The organism is Marinoscillum sp. HNIBRBA16962, from assembly GCF_057801515.1.
Genome location: NZ_CM173603.1, coordinates 900,287 through 914,448 on the forward strand (window position 1 = coordinate 900,287; position 14,162 = coordinate 914,448).

9 protein-coding genes are annotated in these 14,162 nt (G+C 45.3%); 5 read left to right on the top strand and 4 right to left on the bottom strand.

Annotated features, from left to right (window positions below; all coding sequences use genetic code 11):
* Nucleotides 1-76 precede the first annotated feature (76 nt).
* The 4 genes from AC3E9V_RS03635 to AC3E9V_RS03650 all read right to left on the bottom strand — a co-directional run bounded on the left by AC3E9V_RS03635 (nucleotide 77) and on the right by AC3E9V_RS03650 (nucleotide 4,435).
* On the bottom strand, nucleotides 77-964 hold the full coding sequence (locus tag AC3E9V_RS03635) for an alpha/beta hydrolase (RefSeq protein ID WP_488751826.1): 888 nt from the start codon (nucleotides 962-964) through the stop codon (nucleotides 77-79).
* Nucleotides 965-1,006: 42 nt separating this feature from the next.
* Nucleotides 1,007-2,587, bottom strand: coding sequence for a peptide chain release factor 3 (locus AC3E9V_RS03640; protein ID WP_488751827.1), 1,581 nt, complete (start codon nucleotides 2,585-2,587; stop codon nucleotides 1,007-1,009).
* A gap of 79 nt (nucleotides 2,588-2,666) precedes the next feature.
* Nucleotides 2,667-3,374, bottom strand: a complete 708-nt coding sequence (locus AC3E9V_RS03645) for a LytR/AlgR family response regulator transcription factor (protein WP_488751828.1) — start codon at nucleotides 3,372-3,374, stop codon at nucleotides 2,667-2,669.
* Nucleotides 3,375-3,376: 2 nt separating this feature from the next.
* Nucleotides 3,377-4,435 (bottom strand): sensor histidine kinase, encoded by a 1,059-nt coding sequence (locus tag AC3E9V_RS03650; RefSeq protein WP_488751829.1) that lies wholly within the window; start codon nucleotides 4,433-4,435, stop codon nucleotides 3,377-3,379.
* Between the two features lie 273 nt (nucleotides 4,436-4,708).
* Between AC3E9V_RS03650 and AC3E9V_RS03655 the strand changes: the two genes are divergently transcribed.
* The 5 genes from AC3E9V_RS03655 to nagB all read left to right on the top strand — a co-directional run bounded on the left by AC3E9V_RS03655 (nucleotide 4,709) and on the right by nagB (nucleotide 14,122).
* The gene (locus tag AC3E9V_RS03655; RefSeq protein WP_488751830.1) at nucleotides 4,709-7,798 is read left to right on the top strand and encodes a SusC/RagA family TonB-linked outer membrane protein; all 3,090 of its coding nucleotides are present in this window, start codon (nucleotides 4,709-4,711) and stop codon (nucleotides 7,796-7,798) included.
* A 23-nt stretch (nucleotides 7,799-7,821) separates the two neighbouring features.
* Nucleotides 7,822-9,513, top strand: coding sequence for a SusD/RagB family nutrient-binding outer membrane lipoprotein (locus tag AC3E9V_RS03660; RefSeq protein ID WP_488751831.1), 1,692 nt, complete (start codon nucleotides 7,822-7,824; stop codon nucleotides 9,511-9,513).
* Between the two features lie 445 nt (nucleotides 9,514-9,958).
* Nucleotides 9,959-11,197, top strand: a complete 1,239-nt coding sequence (locus tag AC3E9V_RS03665; RefSeq protein WP_488751832.1) for a sugar MFS transporter — start codon at nucleotides 9,959-9,961, stop codon at nucleotides 11,195-11,197.
* Entirely contained in the window at nucleotides 11,194-12,168 is a 975-nt protein-coding gene (locus tag AC3E9V_RS03670; protein ID WP_488751833.1) for an ROK family protein, read from the top strand. The genes AC3E9V_RS03665 and AC3E9V_RS03670 overlap by 4 nt, the downstream gene beginning before the upstream one ends.
* Nucleotides 12,169-12,184: 16 nt before the next feature.
* Nucleotides 12,185-14,122 (top strand): glucosamine-6-phosphate deaminase, encoded by a 1,938-nt coding sequence (nagB, locus tag AC3E9V_RS03675; protein ID WP_488751834.1) that lies wholly within the window; start codon nucleotides 12,185-12,187, stop codon nucleotides 14,120-14,122.
* The last annotated feature ends 40 nt before the right edge of the window (nucleotides 14,123-14,162 follow it).

Genomic DNA, 14,162 nt, shown 5'->3' on the forward strand with positions numbered 1-14,162 from the left:
ATTGATCCAGTAAACTCAAATAACTTTAGTCTTACGGTTGAAGATCTATTGGGGTAGGTTTACCAAAAAGGTATGATCAATCCGATAAACTGACGATCCAGTGAGGGTGTTTCAGATCTTGCAATTCAAGAGCATTATCATTTACAGTCTTTATAAGGTTAAGGCTTGGCGCCCAATATGCTTCTCTATCCACTTTATCTATTTTACATAAAAGAAAGGCTCCCCCTATGACCAGGTTTCGATTTCCAGTATCCAGGGTGCTAAGAGGAGATACCGGGTCTTTGTGATGAGCGGAAAGTCCCTCTGATTCAAGTTCCTGATGCTCAATCCATGCTTTTTGGTCAGAAGGGATCTGTGTAGCGGTACGGTATACTTTCGCTGCGAATTTTCTTCCTGCCGCATGGTCATTTTCTCCGGTAATGTTGAGGAGCAGGGTTGAGCTACTGATCTGATGATATGATCGATGAGCCCCAAGTTTTAAATATTTGAACCCGGGCTGGCATAGTACAAGACCACTCACATTCGGTCTGTTAGGAGCATGATTATTGGCAATATTTGCTGCGATCACACCACCTATGGAATGACCGATCATGCTTATTCTGATTATGTCCACCCCATGATGTTTCTGAATTTCAGAGATGGCCAATGAGATCACTTTAACGGTGCGTTTTTGAAATGCCCTGGTTCGAGGCAGAAAAGTGCCTATTTGAAATTTCGGAAAAACAATAGCATTTCCTGCAGTGGCGAGTGCAGAAATCCAACCCCCGTAACATCCCGGGTTGGAAGCCCCATAGCCGTGTAGGAATATGATCAGATTATCTTGTGTAATTCCCAGGGAATCATCGTAAATGATCCAGTATTCCGTAGGTCCTTTGCTATAAGAATTAAAAACTACTTTAGCAGATGCTACTGTGCATGTTAGGATGAAAATCGAGATGAAAAACAGGTGTTTACGAAAACTCATGGTTTAAATAACGTAACACTTCTCGTTTTAGTCTTTTCCGGGCTAAAACTCACTGATATAGTGAAAATCGATATCCGGGAAGTTATCCTGCACCATTTGCAACCAGGCTTTTGATTCGGCCATGAAAACCAGCTTACCGTCTTTGTCTTTTGCAATGTGCCGGTACTTATCTTTCACGAATGCATCGAGCTTGGTCTGGTCTTTTGAGCTGATCCAGCATGCCTTGTAAATATTCACGGTATCAAATCGTGCTTTGGCATTGTATTCGTTGAGCAGCCTGTGCTGGAGAACCTCAAACTGAAGTGCACCGACAGTCCCTACAACCTTTCGCGATCCCATTTCAAAAGTAAATAGCTGAGCAACTCCTTCATCCATGAGTTGGACCAGGCCTTTATCCAGCTGTTTGGCTTTCATGGCATCCATGTTGATTACCTCCCTGAAAAGCTCCGGAGAGAATGAAGGTATTCCCTTATATAATGCTTTTTCCCCTTCTGTGAGCGTATCGCCGATCTTCAGGTTTCCTGTGTCATACAGCCCCACAATATCTCCGGGGAAAGCCTCATCCACTGTTTCCTTTTGCTGTGCCATGAAGGCTGTGGCATTGGAAAAGCGAAAAGGTTTTTCCTGTCTTACATGATAATAGTTGCTTCCCCGTTGGAACTTCCCGGAACAGATACGAGCAAATGCGATCCTGTTTCGGTGTTTCGGGTCCATGTTTGCGTGGATCTTAAATATAAAACCAGTGAATTTTTTTTCGTTAGGCTCCACCCTCCGGAGTTCATTGTCCCGTGGGCGGGGTGGAGGGGCGATCTGAATAAAGCAATCCAGCAGTTCCCTGACACCAAAGTTATTTACTGCACTACCAAAGAAAACAGGGGCTACCTCACCGTTCAGGTATTTTTCACGATCAAATGGGTCATAAACGCCATTCACCAGCTCTATTTCTTCACGTAATTCAGATACAGCAGATGCTGGTAATAGCTCATCCAGCCGGGGATCATCCACTCCTTTTATCTCTACTACATCGGTCACCTTTTTAGTCTTGCTGGGTTCGTAGAGGTTTAGGTTGTTTTCATAGATGTTAAAAACACCTCTTAGCGATTTACCCATGCCGATGGGCCAGCTCATCGGACGTACTTTGATGTTCAGCTTTTCTTCTATCTCATCCAGCAGGTCAAATGCATCACGTCCTTCCCGGTCCAGCTTATTGATAAAGCAGAGAACAGGTGTGTTTCGCATCCGGCAGACTTCCATGAGCTTCTCTGTCTGTTGCTCCACACCTTTTACACAGTCGATCACCATGATGACACTGTCCACCGCTGTGAGCGTACGGTACGTGTCCTCAGCAAAATCCTGGTGTCCGGGGGTGTCCAGGATATTTATTTTCAGGTCTTTGTAATCAAAACCCATTACGGAAGTGGCTACTGAGATACCCCGCTGCTTTTCTATATCCATCCAGTCCGATCGCGTATTCATGTCGATTTTATTGGATTTTACGGCTCCTGCCGTCTGAATAGCTCCCCCAAAGAGTAGCAGTTTTTCAGTAAGGGTGGTTTTACCTGCATCCGGGTGAGCGATAATCCCGAAAGTACGTCGCTTTTGAATTTCCTGTTCTAGTGTCATCCCTGCTATTATTTCAGGGCGCAAAGTTAGTTATCTTTCCTACACATTGTATTGAAAAGTTATTGAGTCCTGGAAAAGGTTAGCTGCTCAGGATCTTAGCTTTTACTTCGGACTGATAGTTTCTTCCTATTGGCAGGTGCTTTCCTCCGATCTCAACCTGATTGCCATTCAGGGCCTTTATTTTTTCCAGGGATACTGTGTAGCTTCTGTGGATACGTACAAACTCATCCGAAGGAAGCAGCTCAGTGAAAGACTGGAGATTATGATGTACAATAAGGTCTTCAGAGATTGTTCGCACCATAACATAATCCTTCAGACTCTCCACATACAGGATGTCTTTCAGGAAAACCTTGACCATCTTTTTATCTACTTTTAAAAACAGGTGATCTAACTTTCCTGATTCTGGCACTTCCGTATTGGAAGGTTGGATTTTCAGCCTGTTTAGTACCTTCTGGACCATCCTGAAAAAGCGTGGAAACTCAATGGGCTTTACCAGGTAATCTACCACGTCATAGTCGTAGCTTTCAACTGCGTATTCGCGATATGCAGTAGTGATAACCACAAGAGGAGGATTTTTGAGGGTTTCCAGGAGTTCCATACCACTGAGTTTAGGCATGTTGATGTCCAGAAAAATAAGATCTACCGGCTGCTCGGAGAGGAAATGGATAGCCTCCATAGCATTACTACAACTCCCTACGCATTCAAAATCATCGATATCCTCAATGTATTTTTCCACAACTTTTACAGCGAGAGGCTCATCATCTATGATCAGGCATTTTACTTGCATAGCTATTTGTTTAAAGGTAGCGACAATTTTACCTTATACTTCTGTTCGTTTTCTGCGATATCCAGATTATAGGCATCTTTATAAAGTAGTTTTAACCTTCTGATGGTGTTTTTCAGGCCAATCCCCTCACTTCCGTTCAGTCGCATTACTTCCGTGGAATCCATATAGTTTTTTGTCCAGTTTTCCACTTCAAAGTTCAGGTGATCTTCCTGCACATCAAGATGTATCGCTATTTCAAAGTTTCCATTGGCTGATTCTCCCCCATGTTTGATGCTGTTTTCCACAAACGGGGATAGGATTAGCGGGGGTATACTTTTATCGTCCAGTTTACCGGATATCTCAAAGTCTACCTGAAGCTTCGGTCCAAAGCGGATTTTCTCCAGCTCTATGTAATTTTTCATGTGGGTCACAGTTTCCATGAGCGAAACTTCATCCGCTTTGGCCTGGTAGATCACGAAGCTCATCAGATTAGAAAGCTTCAATATCGTATTTGGGGCCAGGTCAGATTTCTCCAGGGTCATAGCATACAGGCTATTGAGTGTGTTGAAGAAAAAGTGAGGCTGGATCTGGCTCTTCAGGTATGCCAGCTCCGTTTCCAGATTGTTTTTCTCCAGTTCGCGCTGAGCATCCCGCTCCCGTATGCGATCAATGGTAAGCTTAATGGCCGCCGTAAGCCCTACCACATATAGTTCGCCGATAAATACCGTTGTTATGTAGCTGAGCCCAAAAAGCTCCGTTTCTTCTTTCGCTGATTCAGGCCAGATATTCGTAGTGACTAATCCGTAGGTCAGGATGATTTTTATGAGCGACATAGTAAGTGTTGCAAAAAACAGGGAAGTGATATATCCGGTGTATTTTTTCTTAGAAAGAAGCCGGGGGACCAAAAAGTAAAGGTTGAAATAAACCAGTATAATATGAATTGGAAACTCGACGAGGTTGGATTTGAAGGAATAAACGTAATCTTCAAAATAATGCCCCCACCGTACACTGTTAAAGGAGAAATAACCCACCCAGAAGATGATGTGGAACAAAACCTCCCTATGTTGTCTTATGCGTTCCAAGTTGTTGATTTATTGAACTGGTCAAGTTAGAACTTTAAAAATTATTCGATAGTAAATATGCTAAATATGTATGTTGAAATCGATTTAATTAGACGAACAGCCCCTTTTTGCTCCCAAACAGCATCTATGCTACTCGTAGCAATTCGACTGTCATTCAGCGACAGAATTTTGTCGTACCGCTAATAAATTTTCAAAGGAGATAGCAACCAGGTTAATTAGATGTATGGCTGTAAAGCACAGCTGCCAACATTCTAATTACCTAAAGTTATTTCTATGAGAAAAATACTACCATTTTTTATGCTAATGCTGATCAGTGTGGCTGTACTGGGTCAAACCATGGTAACCGGTGCCGTAACAGATACTGAGTCAGGAGATCCGATACCCGGGGCTACGGTCCTTATAAAAGGAACAAACTCGGGTACTACAACAGATCTGGATGGAAATTATCGTGTCCAGGTGGATGACCCGGAGAGTGTCCTGGTTTTTTCCTTTATAGGATATATGACCATTGAAGAGGCTGTAGGGTCAAGAACGACCGTAGATGTGGAGATGCGGGCTGATATCACAGAGCTTGGTGAAGTCGTTGTGACGGCTTTTGGAGTTGAAAAAGATAAAAAAGCCCTTGGCTATGCAGTTACCGGAGTAGAAGGTGAAGATCTTTCTACTGTTAAGCAGGCCAACGTTGTGAATTCATTAGCCGGGCGAGTTCCGGGCCTGGTGATCACTCAGTCTACAGGCGGATTGGGAAGTGGATCACGTGTAATTATTCGGGGTAATAATTCACTTACCGGAAATAACCAACCCCTCTATGTAGTAGATGGTGTACCTATTGACAACTCTGGCTTTGGTTCTTCTAACGAGGATGGAACAGCCAACTACGAGCGCGTGGATTATGGTACAGGGATTTCAGACCTTAATCCTGACGATATAGAGTCAATGAGTATACTGAAAGGTCCTAATGCTGCGGCATTGTATGGTTCGCGTGCGGCCAATGGTGTAGTCATGATCACTACCAAAAAGGGGAGAACCGGCCAGGGACTGGGGGTGACTTATTCTGCTAATTACACCTTTGAAGATCCCCTTTTGTTGCCAGGTTATCAAAATGAATATGGTCAGGGATCTGATGGGAACACCTACACAGACCTCAGTAACCTGAAAAACAATGGAGGAAGCTGGGGAGCTCGTATGGATGGCTCAAACCAGCTTTACTGGACCGGTGAAACGAGACCATACGTAGCCCAATCCGATAATGTAGAAAACTTTTTCCGGACAGGGTCTAACATCATCAATACCATAGCTATAGATGGTGGCAGTGAAAATGCCAGTATGCGTTTTTCATATACCAATACGGATTTGAGCTCTTTTGTGCCAAACTCGGAGCTTCAGAAGCACAATTTCAACGTACGGGCCTTTTCACAGATCAGTGATAAGCTGACTCTGGATTCTCGTGTCACCTACTTTCATCAGGAGACCAAAAACAGAGTATCACAGGGTACCGAAGGGCTCATGGCATATGTCTACGCAGTGCCCAGAAACATGGTTATGGACGACCTGAAAGATTACCAGGCCGACGATCTGTCTGTGAATACCTGGAGCTCTGGCAATGGGAATCCGTATTGGACCCTCAATAATGACAGGAATGAAGACTTCAGAAATCGTTTTTCAGGCTTTATAAAAGCAACTTATGAATTTACGGATGATTTCTCCGGTTTCGTACGGGTTGGGTCAGATCAGGTGAGCCAGAAAACCGAGCGAGTGGAGCAGGTAGGTCACTGGTTTTACCAGACCGGCCGGTTTGTTTACAATCAATATAAGACCGGAGAGACAAACGCTGACTTCCTTTTGATGTATAATAAAGAAGTAGCCAGTAAATTTAACGTAGGAGTGAATTTTGGAGGAAATTACCGTCTGAATACCTATGAGTTTCAGGGGGTAAGTGGTGAAAATTTCAAAATCCCGACTAAGTCTATCGTTGCCAGTGCGTCAGTACTTTCGCCTGGCTATACACCAACCCAGAAAAAGAAAGTGACCTCATTATACGGGTCTGCTGAATTTTCGTATGCCAATATGGTCTTTCTGAACCTGTCTGCACGAAATGACTGGTCATCCGCACTTCCCGAATCCAACTGGTCATACTTTTATCCATCAGCTAGTTTGTCTTTCCTGATCGAGCGATTCGTAGATCCGGGTGGAGGATTGCTTGATTACTGGAAACTGCGCACCAGCTGGGCACAGGTGGGTAATGATACGGATCCGTTTCAGCTGACCACACCTTATGCACTGTCCAGCCCTACAGATTCTTACCTGGGTTTACCAATACTCAACAGGTCCACGGTCCTTTATGATGAAAACCTAAAGCCTGAGCAAACCAGGTCTTTTGAAGTGGGAACAGATATCAGCTTTTTTAATAACCGGATCTATGCAGATATATCTTATTACAAAATCACCTCTCAGGATCTGATCATGAATGTGCCTGTTACGGAATCTACCGGCTATCAGGAATTCCACACCAATGTAGGTGAAATGACCAATGAAGGGGTGGAAGTGATGGTCGGAGGGTCTGTGATACGGAAACCGGGGTTCAGCTGGGACATTTCTGCAAATTTTGCAAGGAATAAAAACAGGTTAGAAGAATTGATCGAAGGGGCTGAGCACTTTACATTCTCGACCACCAATGCCGGAACAGTGATTGTCCGGGCTACGGTAGGTGGAGGCTATGGGGATATCTATGGCTTCACCTATCAGCGCGATGATCAGGGAAATATCGTGACTCAGCAGGGTGTTCCGCAGAGAAACTCCGATTATGAATTGCTTGGCAACTATCAACCGGACTGGACCGGAGGTCTTACCAATAACTTTACTTATAAGGACATTTCTCTGAGAGTGCTTATAGATGCACGAATTGGAGGAGAACTTTATTCTGGTACGGATGCGGCCTTGGATGGCAGTGGAGTATCTGCTAAGACCGTTCAGTACAGACAGGAAGGGATCATCGTAGATGGCGTTGAAAATACAGGTGATTCCGAAAATCCTGTATACGAGGCAAATGAAACTTCAATCACCGGCCAGCAATACTGGGGTGCATATAGCGGTATTCCGGAAAACTATATTTTCGATCAAACCAACATTCGTTTGAGAGAGGCCTCTCTTATGTATCGTTTGCCAGACTCCTGGTTGGATAATATACCACTACAGAGTGTTTCGCTGGGTGTGGTTGGCCGAAACCTGTTCTTCCTGTATAAGAAGATTGACAACTTTGATCCGGAATCCAGCTACAGTACCAGCAATTTTGCTCAGGGTGTATTGTTTTACAATCTGCCTACTACCCGACAGTATGGGTTTAATGTCAACATCAAATTTTAACAGACCCTCAAATTATAGCCGATATGAAATCATTTAAATATATAGCAATACTGGTGATGACGATGGTGTTTGTGTCGTGTACTTCTGATTTTTCGGAGATCAACACAAATCCCAATGACATTACCACGGAGGAAGCAAGTGCCAAGTACTTTTTGACTGGCGTACAGTTTAAGCTCTACGGACCTGATCGTTACCCTTATTGGAGGGCGCAGCTTATCCATGCTGACAGATATGCCGGGCATTTCACTTTTGGATTTAATGGCTCCTGGTGGGACGATGGCCTGGGGTATACTTACAATCCCGGTTATACAGATGCGGCCTGGGATTGGTTGGCAGGTTTCTTCGGGGACCTGGACAACTTCATGAAGTTGACCGGACCTGGAGGGGATTTTGAAAATGACCGGATGTTTGCGGTTGGGCAGATCATAAGAGGACTTTATTTCCAGATGTATACGGATACCTTTGGTCAGATACCTTTTTCAGAAGTTGGAGATGAGAATGTACTCACTCCGGGCTTTGATGATCAGCAATTGATCTACGGAAACATCATTGCAGAACTGGACCAGGCGATGGCTACTATTGGTGATGCGGTTTCTACGGGAGATGGGATAGAAGATCTTGGAGCTAATGACCTGTATTGCGGAGGAGACCTGCAAAAGTGGAAAAGGCTTGCCAATACCCTTAAGTTAAGAATGGCCCTGCGTGCTTATGGGGCTCCGGGTGCAGACTTTGCCACCACAGCGATAACTGAGGCTTTAAGTGCCCCATTGCTGGATGAAACAAGCGGAGATGTGCTGATGGAAAAAGATAATGTGATCAGTCAGTGGGCAAGCGCTGCTTATGGAGATGTTTGGCATAACTTCGGTGCAGGGTCTAACTGGAAAGTAAGTCAGCCTCTGTTGGATTACCTGAAAGATAATGGAGACCCACGGTTAAGCAAGTATGCTAAACCTGCCATAGGTGGTACCGTGACATGGACGCGACCTGATGCTGAAACAAACCCCGAGGGAAATGAAAATTTTGATAAACGAGCAGATTTTATCATTCAGGCACTTACGGATGCCGGTGCCAATCCGGTAGTGAACGAAACTGCTGATGAAGTGGAGGTGACAATTTCCTCAGGGCATTACATCGGACAGCCTGTTCGATTGAATGGTTTCATTTATCCATTTGTGGCCGATGCTTTTTTCTCGGACCCGGCAGATTTAATCATCAACGCTAAAGGCGGAGATAATATATGGTCGGAAATTGTCTTCAGTTCGGCAGAAGCGTATTTCTTGCAGGCAGAAGCGATTGTCAGAGGGCTAAGTAGTGGTGATGCCCAGGAAATGTTTTCGCGGGGTATTTCCCAGGCCATGAAAATGTGGGGAGTGAGTGATGGAGAGATAGCTACTTACCTGGCTGGCGCTGATCTGGCTACTCTATCTGGCACAGTAGACGAACAGCTCGAGAAAATAGCCATACAGCGATGGATCGCATCCTATACGGATGGTTTTGAAGCGTGGGCTGTGGTAAGGAAGTCCGGGTATCCGGCCTCTCTTGCAGCAGGTGTAGCTGATCCTGATATTTTTGCTATGGGCGATATCAATGGAGCTTACCCAATGCGCATGCAGTACGGGAATGCCGTAAAAAGCGAAAATGCAGACAACTATAGTGCGGCTGTTAGTGAGCAAGGTCCGGATAAACAGGATGTAGGTCTCTGGTGGTCAAAGTAAGATAAGTTTAAGATAAAAGAAGCCCGGCGATTGTCCCGGGCTTTTTTATTGCTGAATGGCAGGAATGTCCTGATGTTTTACATTCATGTAGCTGGGCTATACCCTTTTGTTGTTTAGCTACTAATCCATGCCATACTGCTAATAAATTTTAAGTACTGTCACCTGCTCTGTTAATTGGGTTCTGAATTGTACGGGTTTGAATTGTTTGTGGAAGAACTAGTGTGATGATTTGTAAGAAAGGTGACTAAATTTTTGATGTTATTTTTTCTTCAGACACGGCAAAATTTGAGGGCATAGCAGGGTTATGGCAGAAAATTTTAACACAGTATGAAGGAAAAAGAGCGCAAAAATAGTTGGCTTTTTTACGAGTCAGCACACTAGCTATTGATAGTCGCAACGTTAGAGGGCAGGATGGGCCTGTCCTCTTATTTGAAAATCATAATTTATGAATGGAGCTAACCAGGCCGGAGAGGCAGTATTAAGTGAAACAATCTCAGAGCGAAAGAGCAACGTGGGTCCCATAGCCCTGATGGTTTCATTGTTTTTCATCTTTGGGATTATCACCGTGTTCAATGACGTGCTGATCCCTCATCTGAAGTCAGTTTTCCAACTCAGCTACCTTCAGGCCATTCTTATTCAGTTTACCTTTTTCAGCGCTTACTTTCTGATGGCCATGCCTGCAGCCTGGGTGATCAACCGGACAGGCTATAAAAGTGCAATTGTCATTGGGCTTCTTACAGTCATGGGAGGCTGTCTGCTTTTTTATCCTGCCTCTTCCATTGTTTTTTACCCGTTGTTTCTTTTTGCCCTCTTCATCATGGCCAGTGGAATTACCCTACTGCAGGTATCAGCCAATCCATACCTTTCAGCTCTGGGAAGTGCCGAGACTGCTTCAGCCCGGCTAAACATGGCCGGTGGTTTCAACTCCCTGGCTACTGTCATCGGGCCAATGATCGGGGCACATTTTATCCTTAGCAATGAGGAGCAGACCCGTGGAGCAGAGGCGGTGCAGGGGCCGTATCTGGGGTTGGCATTATTTATCATGGCAGTAGCACTTATCATCCACTTTTATAGGTTTCCATCCCTTTCCATAGAGACAAAACAATCAAAGAAAAAAGGAGCTTGGAAGTTTAGGAATTTACGACTTGGAGTAGTTGCTATTTTCCTGTATGTCGGGGCAGAAGTTACTGTGGGAAGTTTCTTGATTAATTATCTGGCTCTGGATCATATTGCCGGCTTTTCGGAAAGCCAGGCTGCATGGTATGTATCACTTTACTGGGGAGGGGCCATGGTTGGCCGCTTCGTAGGAGTAGCCTTTTTAGGAAAAGTAAAAGTTTCAAAATCGCTCACCTTCGTGGCAGTGGTAGCATTTGTCCTGGTGACCATTTCAGTAGTGTCCTCCGGCCCTGTAGCTATGTGGACCATTGTGGCTGTGGGGCTGTTTAATTCGGTGATGTGGCCTTGCATTTTTCCGATGGGCATCAAAGGACTGGGTGAATACACCAGCCAGGGGTCCGGACTTATGATCATGGGCGTGGTAGGAGGAGCCGTCATTCCGTTATTACAGGGAGTTTTGGCAGATTACTGGTCCTTACAGGCCTCTTTCTCAATAGTGCTTATCTGCTATAGTTACCTGATTTTTTATGGAATAAACGGACATAAAGCAAAGGGGACGGAAGCATGAAAGCTGCAATAGGCATAGATATAGGAGGAACCAACGTGCAGGTAGCTCTGGTGCATGAAACTGCCTGCATTTTGAAAAAGAGCGTTGTGGAGGTCGCTCGCTATCCTGACCCTAAACACTTCACTGAAAAACTGATTAGCACCATCAGGGAACTTATCGATGGGCACGACCACCTGGAGATACAGGGGATCGGCGTGGGGTCACCGGGCGCTAATATAAGAAAAGGGATCATCGAAAATGCTTCTAATCTTCCCTGGGAAAAACTTCAGATCGTAGACAAGCTCACTGGAGCCTTTGGACTTCCGGTAAAACTTACCAATGATGCCAATCTTTTTGCGATTGCGGAACATGCTTTTGGTGAAGCCAGAGGAATGGCAGATTTTGTTGTTATCACTTTAGGCACCGGAGTGGGGGCGGGGTTTTATTGTAATGGTAAACTCTTGCAAGGCAGAGACGGACTGGCCGGAGAGTTTGGGCACGTGGTAGTTGATAAAGAAGGGCGACCATGCAAATGCGGCAGAAATGGTTGCCTGGAACGATATGTTTCTGCAACAGGAGTATGTCTCACAGTTCAGGAACTTTTAGTAACTTCTCAGGTGGATAGCAGGCTTAGAGACCTTCCTTTCAAAGAGATCACAGCCAATCGCATAGCTGTTTTTGCCAGTGCCGGGGACTTGCTGGCCCTACAGGCTTTTGAATATACCGGCCGCAAGCTTGGTGAAGGATTGGCGGATTTAGCGGCATTATTTAATCCGGAAGCTATTTTTCTGGCTGGCGGACTCGTTAATGCCGGTGACTTGCTTTTTAAGCCAGCAATTAGGAGTTTTGAAGAGAATCTTCTGAAAATTTATCCGACAGACATCCCTATCAGAAAAACAGCTCTGGCTCCCGACCATGCAGGAGTCATTGGTGCTGCGGCCCTGGTGTGGGATACGAATGACGTGAATCAAAAAACCGAACCGATAACTTGACATGACAAAACAAACGATGAAAGCATTAAAATACTTTGATAGAAAAACCTGGGAGTTTTCTGCTTTTACGCAAAAAGAAAAGATCCACACAGAGATCTTCGAGCACCCGGAGGAGGCCTCCGCTTTAATAGCCAGAGAGATTGCGGATCTCATCAGGAAGAAGGCGGATAAAGGTGAAAAATGTGTGCTCGGTTTGGCTACCGGTTCTTCGCCCAAGGGAGTTTATAAGGAGTTGATACGGCTCCACCAGGAAGAGGGGCTCAGCTTTAAAAATGTCCTCACCTTTAACCTGGATGAATACTACCCCATGCGTCCGGAAGAGATGCAAAGCTACGTGCTGTTTATGCACGAAAACCTGTTTGATCATGTTGATATTCCTAAAGAAAACATTCACATTCCGGATGGAACACTGGATGCGGAGCAGGTAAGTAATTACTGTGAAGCGTATGAACAAAAAATTGAGGCTTATGGAGGGTTGGACTTTCAGCTGTTAGGGATTGGTCGTACTGGCCATGTGGGATTTAATGAGCCAGGGTCTACGGTCCACTCAAAGACCCGGATGATCAACCTCGATCACATTACCCGGCAAGATGCTGCATCGGACTTTTTTGGAGAAGAGCACGTGCCTCGTAAAGCAATTACCATGGGTATTGGCACGATTATGAAAGCCCAAAGGATCATCATCATGGCCTGGGGCGAAGGTAAAGCGCCGATTGTGAAAGAAGCCATCGAGGGACCCATGACAGATCAGGTCCCTGCTACTTTTTTACAGACTCACCCTTCCACCACCTTTGTGGTTGATCAGGCTGCTGCTGAGGAGTTGACCAGAGAAAAAACACCATGGATCCTTGGTTCCATTGACTGGGATGCTCACAAAGAGAAAAAGGCCGTTATCTGGCTGGCACAGGAACTTGATAAGCCGGTCCTTAAGCTTACGGACAGGGATTATGCAGATCATGGAATGAGCGACCTGATCCTTGATGATGGACCGGCCTATAACATAAACCTGCGCGTATTTAATAAACTGCAGCGTACCATCACCGGCTGGCCGGGAGGGAAACCCAATGTGGACGATACCAATCGACCAGAGCGGGCTGCTCCGGCTAAAAAGCGTGTGCTCATTTTCAGTCCCCATCCGGATGATGATGTGATCTCCATGGGAGGCACATTCATTCGGCTTGTCGATCAGGGGCACGATGTGCATGTAGCTTATCAGACCTCCGGAAACATTGCCGTATTTGATGATGATGTGGTGCGCTATGCTGATTTTTTTGGAGACCTTCAAAAGGAATTTGATTCTGAAAGCGGTGGAAAAAATATTTATGAGCTTGTAAAGGCTCAAATCAAAAACAAGAAGCCGGGAGAGCTGGATTCTCCGGAAGTCCAGAAGATCAAAGGCCTGATCCGGCAGAGTGAAGCAAAGGCAGGAGCACGGTATGTAGGGTTAGATATGGACCACGTTCATTTTATGACCATGCCTTTTTATGAAACAGGCAAGGTGAAAAAGAATCCGCTGGGCCCGGAAGATATCCGCATAACTGCAGAATTAATCAAGGAAATAAAGCCCCATCAGATCTATGCAGCCGGAGACCTTTCAGATCCACATGGCACGCACAGAGTTTGTTTGTCGGCGATATTTCAGGCGCTGGATCAGCTGAAAGGGGAGTCATTTATGAAAGATTGCTGGGTCTGGCTGTATCGTGGAGCGTGGCAGGAGTGGTCAGTGGAAGATATCGAGATGGCTGTGCCGATCAGTCCGGACGAATTGATGAAAAAGCGCCGGGCGATTTTCAAGCATCAATCGCAAAAGGATTCTGCTGTTTTTCCGGGAACAGATAGTCGTGAGTTCTGGCAGAGGGCAGAAGACCGTAACCGCGACACGGCCAGGATCTATGATTTACTGGGCTTGCCTGAATACGAGGCAATCGAGGGTTTTAAAAGATACCATTATTAGTGAGTTTTCTTCATACATTTAATTACGGGAGCGTGTAGTC